This window comes from Pediococcus claussenii ATCC BAA-344, from assembly GCF_000237995.1.
Taxonomy (GTDB): domain Bacteria; phylum Bacillota; class Bacilli; order Lactobacillales; family Lactobacillaceae; genus Pediococcus; species Pediococcus claussenii.
In genome coordinates this window covers 227,509-244,396 of sequence record NC_016605.1, presented here as the reverse complement: position 1 = coordinate 244,396, position 16,888 = coordinate 227,509, and the positions used below count along the sequence as shown (strand labels likewise).

Below are 16,888 nucleotides of genomic sequence, written 5' to 3'. Positions count from 1 at the left end.
AACAAGTTCGTCAATCCGACGTTTCCAGTTATTCCTCAGAAGCTAAACGGCTTGCTTCGCTCTCTCTAATATATTCCCAATTGCACCCTTGCTTCCCTTGTCATCATTTCTTCTGACCAGGCTGGTTCCCACACGATTTCAATCTCGATTTCTTTTATCCCTTTTATTTTCTGGATTTCTTTTTGGATCGCATCCGCCAACCATTCCGTTAAAGGGCATCCCACAATTGTTAATGTCATTGTGATTTCTGCCACCCCTTCGTCAGTCAACTTAGCATCGTAAATCAGGCCCATACTAACCAAATCCACATCCAGCTCTGGGTCAATCACGTGGCTTAATGCTTCATATGCCTGTTCTTTAAAAGTTGCTTCCGCCATTATCCAATCGATCCTTCCATTTCAAAACTAATCAAACGATTCAATTCAACCGCGTACTCCATCGGTAATTCCTTGGTAAAGGGCTCCACAAATCCCATTACAATCATTTCCGTTGCCTTTTTTTCAGAAATACCACGACTCATCAAATAGTAGAGTTGTTCCTCAGAAATCTTAGATACCTTGGCCTCATGCTCCATTGCAACATTACCATTATAAATTTCATTATAGGGAATTGTATCACTTGAAGATTTATCGTCCATAATAATCGTGTCACACTCGACATGTGCCAACGACCCGTCCGCCTTTCTTCCAAAACGAACCTTTCCCCGATAATCGACAGCTCCACCATCTTTTGCAATCGACTTCGAGACAATTGAAGAAGATGTATTTGGCGCATTATGAATCATCTGTGCCCCTGTATCTTGATCAACGTTGTGTCCTGCGACGGCAATTGACAGCATCGTTCCACGCGCACCCTCACCATTTAAATACACGGAGGGGTATTTCATCGTGATTTTCGATCCCATATTACCATCGACCCATTCCATCGTTGCATTTTCGGCTGCGGCTGCCCGCTTTGTTTCCAAACTATACACATTATTTGACCAGTTTTGAATTGTTGTATAACGGCAATATGCATCTTTTTGGACATTCACTTCAACAACGGCAGCATGTAAGCTATCCGAATCATACTTTGGAGCCGTACATCCCTCAACGTAATCCACACTGGCTCCCTCGTCGACAATAATCAGCGTTCGTTCAAACTGTCCCGTATTTTCAGCGTTAATTCTAAAATAAGATTGAATTGGAGTCTTGGCACGGACACCCTTTGGCACATAAATAAAAGTTCCTCCCGACCAAACAGCACTGTTAAGAGCAGCAAACTTATTATTAGTGGGCTTTACTAGCTTTCCAAACCACTTCTTAAATAACTCCGGATACTCTTGCAAAGCCGTATCGGTATCCGTAAAAATTATGCCCATTTTTTCAAACGTTTCACGCATATTATGGTAGACCACCTCGGATTCATACTGTGCGGACGAACCTGCCAGATACTTTCGCTCAGCTTCTGGGACTCCTAAACGATCAAAGGTTGTTTTAATCTTTTCCGGAACGTCATCCCAATCACGATATTTCTTATCCGTCGCTTTTTGATAGTACAGCATATTCTTTAAATCCAAACCACTTAAATCAGGGCCAAAATTGGGCATTGGCATCTTTTTATACGCTTCATAAGATTGCAAACGATAATCTAACATCCATTGCGGTTCATGTTTTTCAGCCGAAATTTTCCTAACAACTTCTTCACTCAATCCGTGTCCCGTCGAGAAGACAGGTGTAACATCATCATGAAAGCCATAATCGTAATCTTCTGTATCGCGCACAATTGATTCTACATCGCTCATTTGGAAGTTCCCTCTTTCTGCAATAACTCGTCCAATGCATGCCAGGCTAAGGTAGCACATTTTATTCTTGCCGGAAATTCTGCCACACTGGCTAACAAACTGGCATCTCCAAGTTGGTCCTCTTTTTTATCGTTAATTTCTTTCCCAGTGATCAAGTCTGAAAAACTCAAAATAAGATCACGTGCTTCGCTTACTGATTTATTCGTCAACACTGTTGTCATCATACTTGCTGACGCCTGCGAAATCGTACACCCAGTTCCAGTAAATCCAATCTCATCAACATTTCCATCTTTAATAATTGCTGATACATCAATCACGTCTCCGCAGGTTGGATTTTCCATTTGAAAATGAACACTGTCTTTGCCAATTTGGCCATAATGGTGAGGATGCTGTGCATGGTCTAATACGACTTCCCGGTATAAATCATTCATTTGATCAAGACTCATGCAAAAAGAACTCCTTTACTTGTTTAACCCCGTCGATTAATTGGTCAACGTCCGCCATATTATTATAAAAAGCAATGCTTGCTCGTGCAGTGGCTGCCACTCCTAAATCCTGCATCAACGGTTGTGCACAATGATGGCCAGCTCGTACTTCGATTCCCAATAAATCTAGTCCAGTTGCCACATCGTGAGGATGGACACCATCAATATTGAAAGACAGTACACCCAATCTCTTCTTGGTATTGTGGGGGCCATAAATTGTAACCCCTGAAATCCCTTCAATTCCTGTCAACATGCGTTGCATTAACTTTTCTTCATAATCTTGAATTGATTTTAATCCCATCTTCTGAACATAGTCGATCGCCACGCCTAATCCAATTGCACCACTAATATTTGGTGTGCCAGCTTCAAACTTTAATGGTGTTTTTTTCCATGTTGCAACATCTCTCGTGACTTTACTGATCATTTCACCACCAAATTGGACTGGATTCATTTTAGCAAGTAAATTAGATTTCCCAAATAATACTCCAATTCCGGTTGGTGCGCCTAGTTTATGACCCGAAAATGCATAAAAATCAGCATTCAACTCTTGCACATCAACAGCCATATGACTCACCGCCTGTGCACCATCAACTACTAAATAAGCGTTAACTTTATGAGCTAACTGTTCAAGTTTGTTTATCGGATTTTGAATACCAATAACATTTCCTACGTGGGCTACCGCAACAATCTTCGTTTTTTTCGTAATTACACGAGTTGCACTATCCATATCAAAAGAACCGTCTTCGTTCAATTCGATGTATTTTAAATGTGCAGATCTTCTACTAGCAAGCTGTTGCCATGGAATCAAGTTACTATGGTGCTCTGCTACCGAAATCACAATCTCATCACCAGGATTAACGACTGCGTCTCCAAATCCCTGGGCAACAAGGTTCAAGCTCTCGGTTGTTGATCGTGTGAACACAATTTGCTCACTACTTTCCGTGTTAATAAAATGAGCTACTTTTTCACGAGCCTGCTCATACATATCCGTTGCCTGATTCGACAACGTATACACTCCACGATGAACATTTGAATGAGTGGTCTGATAGTAATGTAAAACAGCATCCGTCACTGGTCTTGATTGCTGCATAGTGGCCGCATTATCCAAATATGCCAATCGTTCGCCGTTAACTTGCTGATCTAAAATCGGAAAATCTTTGCGAACTTCATTAATTTTCCAATTCATTTTTTAACTTCTCCTCGATTACATCAATCATTTGATTTCTTAACTTTTCCGAAGGTAACTTACTCAAAACATCACCAAGAAAACCACGAATCACTAAACGCTGCGCTACTTTTTTAGGTATACCGCGACTCATTAGATAATACATCTGATGTTCATCAACCCGACCAACACTTGCTGCATGTCCAGCCAAAACATCATTTTCATCAATTAGAAGAATTGGGTTAGCATCACCATGTGCCTTATCCGACAACATCAAAACCCTATTTTCTTGGTTAGCTCTGGCACCATGTGCGCCCTTAATGATCTTGCCGATACCATTAAAAATTAGCTCAGAACTGCCTAAGATAACACCACGTTGAGTAATGTTCCCAGTTGAATACGGCGCATAGTTTGTGACCCTCGTATCAATGCATTGGCGTTGCTTTCCACCAGACAGTGCTACAACTTTCACCTCAGAATCGGATCCGCTACCTTTTAAATCCGAATCAAAATCCGCAATCGTATTTCCATCGTTAAAGACACCAATTGACCAGTCGATTCGTGCAGCATCATCCAAGTATCCTCTTCGATTAATATACGACGTTGTTTTTTCGGCTAATAAGTCCAATCCAGTAAACTCAACTTGACTATTTTCTAATGCAACAACTTCAGTAATTAAATGAAAACGATTGGCAATATCTCCCCTCGTCTCAAGCTGTTGTAATACTTTGAGTGAACTATTTCGCTCCGTTACAATCAAAACATGTCCAAAATAATTGGATTTGGCTAAACTATTTTGAATCATCAACATCTGGAGGGGCTCTGTAATTTGAACGTTTGCTGGGACATACACGAAAACGCCGAGGTTCAGGCGCACCAAATTTAGTGCGGTTAGTTTATCTTCGGTTAGTCGTACAGCTTTCGTCATAAAATATCTCTGTAGCAAATCAGAATGATTTTCAAAAGCTGTTTTAAAGTCCTCGACGACTAATCCAGCATCGATCATTTCCTGACTTAGTTTAATGTGAACAGCATCGCCAAAGCTTACAAGTTGTTGTTTAGATAGATCCTTTGGTATTGGGGACGATTCGGCATCTGCCATTTCATCAATTTGATCTAAATTCCACCGATGATAGTCAAAACGATCTAAATTAGGCATTTTTAAATTTTGAATTTCCTGTTGAACGGTTTCTTGTAAATCCTTAAACCACACTGGCTCGTTTTTAAATGCCATCAGGGTTCGCCTCCGATAAATCATCATCTACCAGTTTTGCTTCAATTCCCAATTCGTCACGTAAGCCTGCATAGCCTTCATCTTCTAATTTAAGGGCTAATTTTGCGTCACCCGTCTTAACAATTCTGCCGTCCATCATGACATGTACAAAATCTGGCTTTATGTAATTTAACAGACGTTGGTAATGGGTAATCATCAATGTACCAAAATCAGGTGATGCCATTGCGTTAACACCTTTAGCCACAACTTGAAGCGCATCAATATCAAGGCCAGAATCAATTTCATCAAGAATGGCAAACTTGGGTTTAATCATCATCAACTGCAAAATTTCATTTCGCTTTTTTTCGCCACCAGAAAAGCCTTCGTTCAAATAACGACGGGCCATTGATTCCGACATATTCAAAATATCTAGGTTTCTGTCTAGCTCTTTAAGGAAATCCCTAACTGACATCTGATCGTCATCATCCCTTCTGGCATTGATAGCAGCCCGCATGAATTCCATATTGGTTATACCTTTAATTTCTACCGGATATTGCATCGCTAAAAATAGTCCAGCTCGTGCTCGTTCATCAACAGGTAATTCAAGTAAACTTTGTCCGTCAATCAAAATATCACCCTGTGTTATCTCATAACGAGGATTACCCATTATAGTTTCCGAAAGTGTTGATTTTCCAGTTCCATTAGGCCCCATAATTGCGTGAGTTTCACCCGTTTTAATAACTAAGTCAACGCCCTTAAGAATTTCTCTTGTGTCCTTATTCTCAGGATCGTTAATTCGTACGTGTAAGTTTTTTATTTCTAAAGTTGCCATTGTTTACCTCTCTTTTAGACGGTTTTACTATTTTTTTGATTTAAAACGAGTTACTTGAGGCAACTCCTTCCGTTTAGCCCATTCCCCCATCATGACCAAAAGCGTCATAATGGTGGAACATGCTAATACTCAGGAGCTAACCGCCTCTATCCACTCTCTCTTTTTCTGAAACGAGTTACTTGAGGCAACTCCCTCCGTTTAGCCCATTCCCCCATCATGACCAAAAGCGTCATAATGGTGGAACATGCTAATACTCAGGAGCTAACCGCCTCCATCCACTCTCTCTTTTTTCTGAAACGAGTTACTCAAGCTAATTTTTTCCGGTTAACCCAAGTAGCTACCTTGGCCTAAACCGCCAATGTATCTACTTCTGTTAATCCTCAAAAACTGACCAGCTTGCTTCACTCTCTTTTTTTATCCCGCTGCCGACACCCCGAACAAACTTCCAATCGCATACGTTAACACAATTGTTATAATTCCTACTGCAATATTTCGGGCTATTGTTCGTCTTGTTGATATTTCTGAATGCGCTGAACTAACAACCGCATTTAAGGTTAATGCCACAATCATCGCGATCACCGTATTGATTACTCTCCACCGGCTCGTTGACAAACTAATCGCCGTTAATGGGATTAATGAACCTAGTATAAACGAAAAGAACGATGAAATCGAAGCATGAAAAGGATTAAGGACATCGATACTTCTAATGAGCGTATCGGACTCTTTTCTATCAATTTCCTTATATTTTTGTTGTAGTTCAATTTTGTTACGTTGCACATCCCTTTGTGCACTAACTGAAATATATTCTCCCCCAGCCATTGAGCACGCTCCCGCAATCATTCCCGCAATTCCACTAAAAAAGAGCGTCGAACTATTCAGGTCAGCACCCACAGCACCCAAAACGATTCCTGATACTGAAATGATACCATCATTTGCACCAAGAATTCCTGCACGTAAAACGCTCAAACTGTCCCAAAATCTAAAACAATTAATCTTTCCGATTGATATACGTTCCATATCCTTCTCCTCTGCCAGTAAAACGTTTTCATTACCAACTTTATTATACTTTGATACCACTTATATTCAATACGGTTTTCAAAAATAATCGTTGATTTAATAGTGCTTTGGTTGATTTTTCAATATTCGTTGAGGCAGTTTATAGTGCTTCTATTCTAGGCCTTATTTTTAATAAAAATTTCTATCAGAAGTTAAATATTGACCTCTCATGCAAAATAAAAATCCTCCTAAAAAACAATTTTTTAGAAGGACTTCACAAGTTATTATGAACTTTAGTTTTAAGGGTGATTTTTAGAAAGTATTTCCATTTGACACTCAGTTTCATGAGAGTTTTATAGCAGAAACGAGCTACACAAGCCAGCTTCCTCCGGTTAACCTGAAAAGGGAACCATGACCAAGTTCGTCATAATTCCCTTTTCCTGTTAATCCTCAGAAGCTAAACGGCTTGCTCCGCTCTCTACAATTTTGGCATCGGCATCCAATTTCTGTATCCAGTATAGTCGTTGGTATGCAACAATTTTTCAGCATTTGCCACCCTATCTGGAGTTGGAGTTTCAATTCCCTCCAGACGGTATTTAATCTTCATTTCATGATACTTCTTCACACCCAGCGTATGATATGGTAATACTTCAACTTTTTGAACAATATCGTTAGGAATTTTAGCAATATAATCACCTAATTCTGCCAGATAATTATCATAATCCGTTCTTTGTGGAACTAGTACATGGCGAATCCAAATATCATTATGGTGTGCCGCCATATATTGAATCATATCCAAAATATTTTCGTTACCATACTGCGTTAATTTTTTATGCTCTTTTGAATTAATATGCTTAATATCAACTAGAGAAATATCAGTAACTTGCATTAACCGCTCAAATTTATCAAAAAATGGTTGCTCTCTGGTAAATGGTTGCCCAGCTGTATCAAGACACGTGCTGATATTTCTTTCCTTCGCTTTTTCAAATAATTCTAAAACAAAGTCAACTTGAACAAGTGCCTCTCCACCACTAACTGTAATCCCACCGGTTTTGCCCCAGAAAGCGCGGTACTTTTCAGCATCATCCAAAATCTGATCGGTTGTCATTTTATCGCCAACGTTTAATTTCCATGTATCAGGATTATGGCAATATTGACAGCGCATGTGACATCCCTGTAGAAACACAACGTATCGAATGCCTGGACCATCAACCGATCCAAATGTCTCAATTGAGTGGACATAGCCTATCAAAGGTTCCTTGGTTTCACTTTGATCTTTTATCCCTGCTTTTTCTTCCATGACTTTCCCCTCTCAATTTGATTTAGTTATTACATCTGATCGAAGAAAGTTCGTGAAATAACATCGTTCTGTTGTTCCTTAGTCAAATCGGCGAAGTATACACAGTAACCAGAAACACGCACCGTTAGCGTTGGATATTCTTCTGGGTGCTTTTGTGCATCGATCAAAGTATCTTTGTTGAAAACATTGATATTCAAGTGCATACCATCATTATTCATATATCCATTAACCATATTTACTAAGGTATCTTTACGTGCTTCTTGATCGTGACCCAAAGTATTTGGTGTTACACCAAACGTATTAGAAATTCCATCAGTTGCGTAGCGGTATGGTAATTTAGCTGTTGATAACAATGAAGCTAACGCACCGTTCTTCTCAGCTCCATATGCTGGGTTAGCACCTGGTGAGAATGGTTCACCCTTTTGGCGACCGTTTGGAGTTGTTCCCGTATTTTTACCATAAACAACATTAGAAGTGATTGTCAAAACAGATGTTGATAGTTTAGAACCACGATATAGATGATGTGTATTCATCTTGGTGTACAACTCTTTAATTAGCCACTTAGCAATATCATCAACGCGATCATCATTGTTACCATAACGTGGGTAATCATTATCTGCTTTAAAATCAACTGCGATACCATTCTCGTCACGAATTACTTTTACGTGACCATACTTAATTGCTGAAATTGAATCTGCAGCATGTGATAATCCTGAAATACCAGTTGCAAACGTACGATTTAAATCTGTATCCTTCAATGCCAATTCGGCTGCTTCATAATAGTATTTATCATGCATATAATGGATAGCATTGAGTGAATTTACATAAACATCAGCAAGCCAGTCCATCATACGATCAAACTTCTTCATAAATTCATCGTAGTCAATATATTCAGAAGTAATTGGTTCATATTCAGGTCCAACTTGCACGTTTGCAATTTCATCTTTACCACCATTAATTGCGTACAACACTGTCTTAGCAAGGTTTGCACGAGCACCAAAGTATTGAACACCATCGGCAACCGGTTGTGCTGAAACACAGCATGCAATCCCATAATAATCAGTTCCCCATTCAACACGCATTAAATCATCATTCTCGTATTGGATTGTTGAACTATTAATTGATACCTCTGTAGCATAACGTTGGAAATCTTCTGGAAGGTTCTCCGACCAAAGAATTGTAATATTTGGTTCTGGAGCCGCGCCCATATTATCCAAAGTTTTGAGGATACGAAATGCCGTCTTTGTAACGTGGTGACGCCCGTCTAATCCAAGTCCACACATTGATAATGTTGCCCAGATTGGGTCACCTGAAAATAGTGAGTTATACTCTTCGGTACGAATAAAACGTACCATACGTAATTTCATAACAAACTGATCAATAATTTCTTGGGCTTGCTTTTCATCTATAACGCCACGATCCAAATCACGCTGAATGAAAATGTCCATTACGGTGTCAATTCGACCAACAGACATTGCAGCACCGTTTTGGGTTTTAATGGCTGCTAAATATGCAAAGTAAATCCATTGAACGGCCTCTTGTGCGGTTTCAGCAGGTTTACTAATATCATATCCATAACTTTCAGCCATTTTCTTCATATCGCCTAGAGCACGGTATTGATCTTGTACCTCTTCACGTAAACGAATCACATCATCAGTTAATTCACCATCACCAATGTTAGCAAAGTCATTTGCTTTTTCCTCCATCAGTCGGTCAATTCCGTATACTGCAACACGTGGAAGGTCAGGAATAATTCGTCCACGGGCATATGCATCTGGTAAACCAGTTACTATCTTATAATGGCGTGCTTTACGCATATCTGGCGTATATACGTCAAATACCCCTTGATTATGAGTCTTTCTGTATTCGGTAAAAATTTTGTCATTCTCTTCATCCGGTGTAAATCCGTATGATTTCAAAGCACCATCTGCCATTCTAATTCCGCCAAATGGCATGAATGCACGTTTCAATGGTTTATCAGTTTGTAATCCAACGATCTTTTCTAGATCCTTCTCAATGTATCCGGGACCATGTGAAGTGATTGTTGATACAACCTTTGTATCAGCATCCAGAACTCCACCAGCTTCACGCTCTTTTTTCTTCAAGTCTAAAACCTTGTCATTTAAGGTTTTAGTAGCAGCGGTTGGGCCCTCCAAAAATTCTTCATTTCCATTATACTGTGTGAAATTTTGCTGAATAAAATCACGAATATTAATTTCTTCTTGCCAATGACCACTCTTAAAACCTTCCCAAGCCTTTGGAGTAGTAGAACTTTGCAGTTTAATCATTTTTTAGCCTCCGTTAATTAAAATCCATAATCAAATATGTAACACCTTTCCAAATGAATGATAACATTTTAAAGAGTAAATGTAACCGTTTACAAAACAAAAAAATTACTTTTTTGAGGAAAATTATTCAAGCCTTAGCCGCCTTAGTTTTCTTCTAAAGCTGAATTTTATGTAAAAAAAACTAAAAATAGCAGAATAAATCGCTTAAAGTGTTCAATTTTTGGTTTTGGAAATGTTATACTGTTCATGTTGTAAAATTTTAATCTATTTATGAAGGGAATTGATATTTTGTCTAAGCTTCAAAACCATCAAAAAGTTGTTTTAGTCGGTGACGGTGCTGTTGGTTCTAGTTACGCCTTTGCTATGGCACAACAAGGACTTGCTGAAGAATTCGTTATCGTCGACGTTGTTAAAGAACGTACTCAAGGGGACGCACTTGATCTTGAAGATGCTACTCCATTTACTGCACCAAAGAACATTTACTCTGGTGAATATTCAGATTGTGCTGATGCTGATCTAGTTGTTATTACAGCTGGCGCACCACAAAAGCCTGGTGAAACTCGTCTTGATCTTGTAAACAAGAACTTGAAGATTTTATCAACTATCGTTAAGCCAGTTGTTGATTCTGGTTTTGACGGAATCTTCCTTGTTGCTGCTAACCCAGTTGATATCCTTACTTACGCTACATGGAAGTTCTCTGGCTTCCCTAAGGAAAAGGTTATTGGCTCAGGAATTTCTCTTGATACAGCTCGTTTACGTGTTGCTCTTGGTAAGAAGTTCAACGTTAGCCCTGAATCAGTTGACGCTTACATCCTTGGTGAACATGGTGATAGCGAATTTGCTGCTTACTCAACAGCATCAATTGGTACTCGTCCATTGCTTGATATTGCTAAAGAAGAAAACGTTTCTGCTGATGAATTAACACAAATTGAAGATGGCGTTCGTAACAAAGCTTACGACATTATCAACAAGAAGGGTGCTACATTCTACGGTGTTGGTACTGCTCTTATGCGTATTTCACGTGCTATCTTACGTGACGAAAACGCTGTTCTTCCTGTTGGCGCATACATGGATGGTCAATACGGTTTGAATGATATTTACATTGGTACACCCGCTGTTATCAATGGTCAAGGTTTAGCTCGTGTTATCGAATCACCATTGAGTGACGATGAGATGAAAAAGATGACTGATTCTGCTGCAACTCTTAAGCAAGTTTTAACAGACGGTTTAGCAAATCTTGAAAAATAATTTTTAACATTAAATTACTTTTTAGAGCTGGGATAGTTCCCAGCTCTTTTTTGTATAAAATAATTTATTTGTAATGGTCAATATTATTTTCCCGCCAAAACATCTAGCTTATCAAAGCAAAAATTTGTTAAGTTACACTGATTAATTTAGAACTGTAGTTTATCATCTTAAGACATGGTAATTATCTTTCAAATATCTTGATTATTTCCCATTATTACAGTATCTTTAGTAAAGATGATTTATTGGAGGATTAACATGGGGCGTACAAACTTACATCGTAACCACCATCGAGTTCTTTGGGGAATCACCTCAGGAATCATTGCTATAGCAGCTATATATGGAATTGGTGTTTACCATTATTCAAATTCACAAAAATTCATACCAAACACAGTAATCGCCGGTGTTGATGTAGGTGGCAAAGATCAGGCAACTGCTACCAAATTAGTTGAACAGAGTGTTAAATCACAGACTATCACACTAAAAGACGGAGCAAAAAAAATATCAAACATTAAAGTTGCCGACACTGGTCTTTCAGTGAACGCCAAGGCTTTTGTGTCTAACTCCCTTCAGAAGCAGAACGGATTAACTTGGCCACTTCAGATGGTAAACGTTGCCCATGCAGATAAAGTTTCAGATGGCGACTTAACTATTAAGGACTCCGATACCCAAAAGTTTGATTCCTTCTCTAAAAAAGAGCTCAAGGAACTTAACTCAGATCGAACAGCTTCTAAGGCATCTAAAATCACCTTAACCAGTACTGGGGCAGTTAAATTATCCGGTGGCTCACAAGGTAATTACATTGATGCTCACGGATTTAAGAAAAACCTAAAAGCGACAGTTGCATCTGGAAAAAGTTCCATGGATCTGAAAGATTCATACCAGACTCCTACTGAAACCAAGGCTAATCAGATTACTGATCAATATAAAAAGATCCAGGCTGAAGATGCTGTATATGATATTAACGGTACTAAAGTAACGATTCCAAGTGCCGAGATTGTTAGCTGGCTCAAAGTAGACACTAATGTTTATGGCGTTCGTAGTCTATCTCTGGACGATACGAAGGTTAGTAACTATCTTAATGGCCTAAACGATAAGTACTCAACTTATAAAAAATCTTTCAACTTTAAGAGTACTAAGCAAGGAACTATTACCGTTAAAGACGGAAACTTTGGCTGGGAAATTTCCACTGACGTTGATAAAACAACACTTGAAAACAAAATTTTAGCTGGTAAAAGCTTTGATATGCAGGCTACCATTTCTGGATCAGGTCAGGGATTAAAGCCTGGTGAGGTTGGGAATACTTACGTCGAAGTTGATAAAGCCGCTCAACATATGTGGTTCTACCACAATGGTAAGCTAGAACTATCAACCTCAGTTGTAACTGGTCTACCGCCTAACCAAACAACTCCAACCGGTGTTTGGTTCGTCTGGAAGAAACAGCAAAATGCTGTCCTTAAAGGTAAGAACGATAATGGCACTTCATACGCTTCACCAGTTAAGTATTGGATGCCAATTGATTATACTGGAGTTGGTCTTCATGATGCTCCTTGGCAACCAACTTTTGGAGGCGATTGGTTCAAGACACATGGCTCCCATGGTTGCGTAAACACTCCACCGTCTGTTATGCCTAAGCTCTACGCTGATGTGCCAACTGGAACCCCAGTTGTTGTTCACTAATAAATCTTTAATTAAAATCACTTAGGAGGTCATCATATGCTATTAAAATCACTTGTAAAACCTAAGGAACGCTTAACCACAGTTCGTGAAGATGCAACACTTGAACAAGCACTAACAATTTTAGAAGATTCTGGTTTTCGGTGTGTGCCTGTCTTAGATGAAACTGGCACCCTCTTCAGAGGTAATATTTATAAGATGCATATTTACCGTCATAAGTCCCGTGGTGGTTCAATGCAGGATCCAGTTACTTCATTGTTAAAAAATGCCACTAAATATATCAATGTTAATGCAGCGTTTTTCAATGTCTTCTTCTCAATTAAGGATCTTCCTTACATCACTGTGTTGGATGATAATAATCATTTTTACGGCATTTTGACGCATGCTCGTCTACTGGATGTCCTTTCTCAATCTTGGAATGTTAATGTGGGTAGTTACGTTCTAACCGTTGTTTCAAGTGGCGAACGCGGTGACCTTGCCGCTATGGCAAAAATCATCACTAAATATACTTCAATTGCCAGTGTCATCACCCTAGATGCTCAGGAGGGCGAGCTAGTCCATCGGACCATGTTTACTCTTCCAGCTGAAGTTGGTCAAAAGAAACTAGAACAAATTATCGATAATCTAGAGCGCAAAGAATTCCGCGTTCCAGAAGTTGAAGACTTAAAAGCAATTAACTAGTAATCTAAAAAAGAATCGTTGTAGTATGAGCTTTCATACTACAACGATTCTTTTTTGTTTCTTGCTTAAGCTAGCCTAGATTCGATTGTTAAAATCAAGCACTTTGTCTAATCCATACATAATTGGAGCAGAAATTATCATTATAACAAACTCAGAAATTGCTGTTGAAAGATACGTTGCCCAAAACGGAATTTGAAGTGTCCAGTGTAATTCGAGCGCGATTAGCACCATCGAAACAGTAAACACAATGACGTTCAATCCCATTTTAGCCCAGATATTTTTTAACCGTGGTGCGACATAAATGGTTATTAACAATGCAATTACGGTCTGCCCAGTTCCAAAAACAACATCCAATAAGTGATTTAAAGAAGTGGGACCAAACAAGTTAAATAAGAATACCCCACCAACGACTCCCCAAAAGTATTTTCGGTTAAATACCACCAAATGATTTAAGGACTCTGAAAGCCTAAATTGTATATTTCCTGATGCCAAACCAAATGTGTTTACTAATAATGATAAAACAATATAAATTGCTGCAACCATTGCGTTAACAATCCATACGCGATTACTTTTACTACCCATCAAACTATTCCTCCTTAGTTTTTTTACGTGGGATAATTGCGAACCACGGGATTTATCATAGCATACTTGGGTACGAGTTTGCCCCTCTATTTTTGTTAGCTCCTGAAAAAGGGCTTTGAAATATTGCGTGGAACATAGTTCGCCAACTCTAGCCCTTTTTCTGCATTTTTATATAGTTTGACAAAACACAGCCTTTCTTAACATGCTGCCATTTTTGCTAAATTAAAAGTAGCTGAACTGAGAGCTAGACACGGTCATCTTTAACATCAAAAGAACGCAATAAATAAGATTAATTTTTGAGCACTAACTAAAATAAAGAATACTAAGCAATTCGTAACCACAAAAAAAGACCTCCTCACAGAGATCTTCTTTTCTTATGTATTATCGGTCATAAGGCCCACGCTCACACGTAGTGCCTCATTAACCATAAGCATATGACGATCGTTTAAATGGCCAATACGGTCATGCAGACGTTGCTTATCAATAGTACGAATCTGTTCCATCAAAATAACCGAATCCCTTTCAATCCCATCCTCACCCGCAGAAATTGCCACATGGGTTGGCATCTTGGGCTTAGTTATTCTTGCTGTAATTGCAGCAACAATAACAGTTGGGCTATAACGGTTTCCAATATTATTTTGGATTATTAAAACAGGGCGCATCCCACCCTGTTCAGATCCTACGACTGGTGACAAGTCTGCATAAAACAAATCGCCTCTTTTAATTAGGCTTTCGTCCACAATGCCACCTCAGTATCTTCTTTTAAAATCGTTCTAATAAATGGGCTTCACACTCCGCCTCACATGACGAAAAATCGTTAGTGATTTGACGATTTAATTGTGCCATTTCGATGTAGCCATTTTGAAGTGCACCAAAATTAGTTGAGCTATGTTTTTCAAAAAATGCTTCAACTTGATCATCGCGTACTTTGTTCGGATCAATCGCAAAAAATTCACAGTACGTCTGTCTTAATTCATCGCGTGTATTCATGAGTGCCTTCTCCTATTATCGATTCTAAAGAGTATTTTAACACGTTGTTATTACTTAGTCACTTCCATGTTCTTGTATTCACGTGGAATTCGTTCTGTAAATCCACACGTTATTTCATAATTAATAGTGTTAGCATAGTCAGCAATATCCGTCATCGTAATAATTTGGTTACCAGACCTGCCTGCCAATACTACGGTAGTTCCAACTGGAAACTCCTTTGGCAACCGAACCATCATCTGATCCATACAAATTCGTCCCACAATTTCACATTCATTCCCATCAACTAAAACGTGAAACCCAGTTAATCTGCGTTCATAGCCATCTGCGTATCCTATAGGTATAGTCCCAATCCATTCGTCATTCTTAGCAGTATATGTTGCTCCATAACTAATTGATCTACCAGCAGTGATCTTTTTTACAAAGCTAAGATCCGATACTAAGCTCATAGCAGGTTGTAATTCGTATGGAGGGGTAATCTCACGACCAGAAGGGTTCATACCATAAATTCCAACTCCAAAACGGATCATATTACCATTGCATGCTGCATGCCAAAGACTTGTAGCTGTGTTTGAAACATGAACATACTTAGGTCGCTTTTTTAAAGCGTTCATAAATTCTTTAAAACGTCCTACTTGGAGTTTAAAATAGGTTTCATCCTTTTCATCAGCAGTTGCAAAATGGGTGAAAACACCTTCAAAATCAAATTGTTCCTGATGTTCATTTACAAATTTGTCTGCCACTGTTAGCTCCGATGGTGTCTGAAACCCAATTCGTCCCATTCCAGTATCTAAGCCAAGATGAATTTTTAGTTGTATATCTTCTAAGTAATTTTGAGCGGCTTCCTGTAGCCACTCAAGATTACCTACCGTTAATGAAATTCCCTTTTCGGCAGCTAATCTCGCATGTTCAACTGGTGTAATACCTAATACCAAGATAGGCTCCACAAAACCCGCCTCTCTAAGATCAAGTGCTTCGTCTAAGAGCGCAACACAAAAACCAGTTGCTCCAGCCTGCTTTGCTAATTTTGCAACTGCTCGAATTCCGTGCCCATAACCGTTCGCTTTAATCACTGCAAATAATTCACTTTTATTGTCCAATCTACTAATTTCTTCTGAAATATTATGTCTAATTGCTGCCCCATCTACAATTATCCGTGTTGAACGGTGAATTCCTTCTACCATATTAATCAATCTCCTCTAAAATAACCTCAGTCATTACCACCTGTTTAGTATGTGAAAGTGAAACATGTGCGCTACCTTCAAATGGATGTTTTGTGATTATAGGTTTCCCAACCTTATTATCTAAAATTTCAATATCCTTGAATCCTAGTTGCCGACCTAATCCAGTTCCAAAGGCCTTACTATAAGATTCTTTCGCTGAAAATCGTCCAGCCAAAAATTCAATTGCACGTCGTTCCTTCATATCCTTCCAAACTTCTAATTCGCTAGGTGTCAATACCTTCTGCGCAAATCCAAGTCTTTTCTGAATATTTCCAACCCGTTCAATTTCAGTTATATCAACCCCAATTCCAAAAATCATGCACTCACCCCACTCCCAATATTATTATTGTACCAAAATCTCAAAAACTTTCTAAAATAAAAGCCGAACAAATGAAGGCAACTTATCACAAGTTCTGATAACTAATCCTAAA

At 38.9% G+C, this 16,888-nt stretch carries 17 protein-coding genes and 1 riboswitch; of the genes, 3 read left to right on the top strand and 14 right to left on the bottom strand.

Annotated elements, in window-relative coordinates:
• Positions 1 to 65: 65 nt before the first annotated feature.
• The 9 genes from PECL_RS01175 to pflB all read right to left on the bottom strand — a co-directional run bounded on the left by PECL_RS01175 (position 66) and on the right by pflB (position 10,062).
• The gene (locus tag PECL_RS01175) at positions 66 to 377 is read right to left on the bottom strand and encodes a metal-sulfur cluster assembly factor (RefSeq protein ID WP_014214765.1); all 312 of its coding nucleotides are present in this window, start codon (positions 375 to 377) and stop codon (positions 66 to 68) included.
• Complete coding sequence (gene sufB / locus PECL_RS01170) at positions 377 to 1,783, bottom strand: Fe-S cluster assembly protein SufB (protein WP_014214764.1); 1,407 nt, start codon at positions 1,781 to 1,783, stop codon at positions 377 to 379. Before sufB ends, PECL_RS01175 begins: the two co-directional genes overlap by 1 nt.
• Positions 1,780 to 2,229 carry a Fe-S cluster assembly sulfur transfer protein SufU gene (sufU, locus tag PECL_RS01165; protein WP_014214763.1) on the bottom strand — a complete coding sequence of 150 codons (450 nt, stop codon included), beginning with the start codon at positions 2,227 to 2,229 and terminating at the stop codon, positions 1,780 to 1,782. The genes sufB and sufU overlap by 4 nt, the downstream gene beginning before the upstream one ends.
• The gene (locus tag PECL_RS01160) at positions 2,219 to 3,454 is read right to left on the bottom strand and encodes a cysteine desulfurase (RefSeq protein ID WP_014214762.1); all 1,236 of its coding nucleotides are present in this window, start codon (positions 3,452 to 3,454) and stop codon (positions 2,219 to 2,221) included. The genes sufU and PECL_RS01160 overlap by 11 nt, the downstream gene beginning before the upstream one ends.
• Positions 3,438 to 4,667 (bottom strand): Fe-S cluster assembly protein SufD, encoded by a 1,230-nt coding sequence (gene sufD / locus PECL_RS01155; protein WP_014214761.1) that lies wholly within the window; start codon positions 4,665 to 4,667, stop codon positions 3,438 to 3,440. The genes PECL_RS01160 and sufD overlap by 17 nt, the downstream gene beginning before the upstream one ends.
• The gene (gene sufC, locus PECL_RS01150; RefSeq protein WP_014214760.1) at positions 4,657 to 5,478 is read right to left on the bottom strand and encodes a Fe-S cluster assembly ATPase SufC; all 822 of its coding nucleotides are present in this window, start codon (positions 5,476 to 5,478) and stop codon (positions 4,657 to 4,659) included. Before sufC ends, sufD begins: the two co-directional genes overlap by 11 nt.
• Before the next feature lie 414 nt (positions 5,479 to 5,892).
• Complete coding sequence (locus PECL_RS01145) at positions 5,893 to 6,495, bottom strand: VIT1/CCC1 transporter family protein (protein ID WP_041534543.1); 603 nt, start codon at positions 6,493 to 6,495, stop codon at positions 5,893 to 5,895.
• Between the two features lie 457 nt (positions 6,496 to 6,952).
• Positions 6,953 to 7,774 carry a pyruvate formate-lyase-activating protein gene (gene pflA / locus PECL_RS01140; RefSeq protein WP_014214758.1) on the bottom strand — a complete coding sequence of 274 codons (822 nt, stop codon included), beginning with the start codon at positions 7,772 to 7,774 and terminating at the stop codon, positions 6,953 to 6,955.
• Positions 7,775 to 7,803: 29 nt separating this feature from the next.
• Complete coding sequence (gene pflB, locus PECL_RS01135) at positions 7,804 to 10,062, bottom strand: formate C-acetyltransferase (RefSeq protein WP_014214757.1); 2,259 nt, start codon at positions 10,060 to 10,062, stop codon at positions 7,804 to 7,806.
• A 288-nt stretch (positions 10,063 to 10,350) separates the two neighbouring features.
• Between pflB and PECL_RS01130 the strand changes: the two genes are divergently transcribed.
• From PECL_RS01130 to cbpA, 3 genes are all read left to right on the top strand, one after another.
• Complete coding sequence (locus tag PECL_RS01130) at positions 10,351 to 11,310, top strand: L-lactate dehydrogenase (protein WP_041534542.1); 960 nt, start codon at positions 10,351 to 10,353, stop codon at positions 11,308 to 11,310.
• A gap of 255 nt (positions 11,311 to 11,565) precedes the next feature.
• Positions 11,566 to 12,987 (top strand): L,D-transpeptidase family protein, encoded by a 1,422-nt coding sequence (locus PECL_RS01125; RefSeq protein WP_014214755.1) that lies wholly within the window; start codon positions 11,566 to 11,568, stop codon positions 12,985 to 12,987.
• Positions 12,988 to 13,023: 36 nt separating this feature from the next.
• Positions 13,024 to 13,665: a cyclic di-AMP binding protein CbpA gene (gene cbpA / locus PECL_RS01120; RefSeq protein WP_014214754.1), complete on the top strand. Its 642-nt coding sequence runs from the start codon at positions 13,024 to 13,026 to the stop codon at positions 13,663 to 13,665.
• Positions 13,666 to 13,740: 75 nt separating this feature from the next.
• Here cbpA and PECL_RS01115 read toward each other — a convergent pair whose 3' ends face one another.
• From PECL_RS01115 to acpS, 5 genes are all read right to left on the bottom strand, one after another.
• The gene (locus PECL_RS01115) at positions 13,741 to 14,247 is read right to left on the bottom strand and encodes a QueT transporter family protein (protein ID WP_014214753.1); all 507 of its coding nucleotides are present in this window, start codon (positions 14,245 to 14,247) and stop codon (positions 13,741 to 13,743) included.
• Between the two features lie 8 nt (positions 14,248 to 14,255).
• Positions 14,256 to 14,300, bottom strand: a riboswitch (PreQ1 riboswitch).
• A gap of 321 nt (positions 14,301 to 14,621) precedes the next feature.
• Positions 14,622 to 14,987 (bottom strand): type II toxin-antitoxin system PemK/MazF family toxin, encoded by a 366-nt coding sequence (locus PECL_RS01110; RefSeq protein ID WP_014214752.1) that lies wholly within the window; start codon positions 14,985 to 14,987, stop codon positions 14,622 to 14,624.
• A 22-nt stretch (positions 14,988 to 15,009) separates the two neighbouring features.
• Entirely contained in the window at positions 15,010 to 15,237 is a 228-nt protein-coding gene (locus tag PECL_RS01105) for a hypothetical protein (protein ID WP_014214751.1), read from the bottom strand.
• A gap of 50 nt (positions 15,238 to 15,287) precedes the next feature.
• Positions 15,288 to 16,418, bottom strand: coding sequence for an alanine racemase (gene alr / locus PECL_RS01100; RefSeq protein WP_014214750.1), 1,131 nt, complete (start codon positions 16,416 to 16,418; stop codon positions 15,288 to 15,290).
• A 1-nt stretch (position 16,419) separates the two neighbouring features.
• The gene (gene acpS / locus PECL_RS01095; protein WP_014214749.1) at positions 16,420 to 16,776 is read right to left on the bottom strand and encodes a holo-ACP synthase; all 357 of its coding nucleotides are present in this window, start codon (positions 16,774 to 16,776) and stop codon (positions 16,420 to 16,422) included.
• Between the last annotated feature and the right edge of the window lie 112 nt (positions 16,777 to 16,888).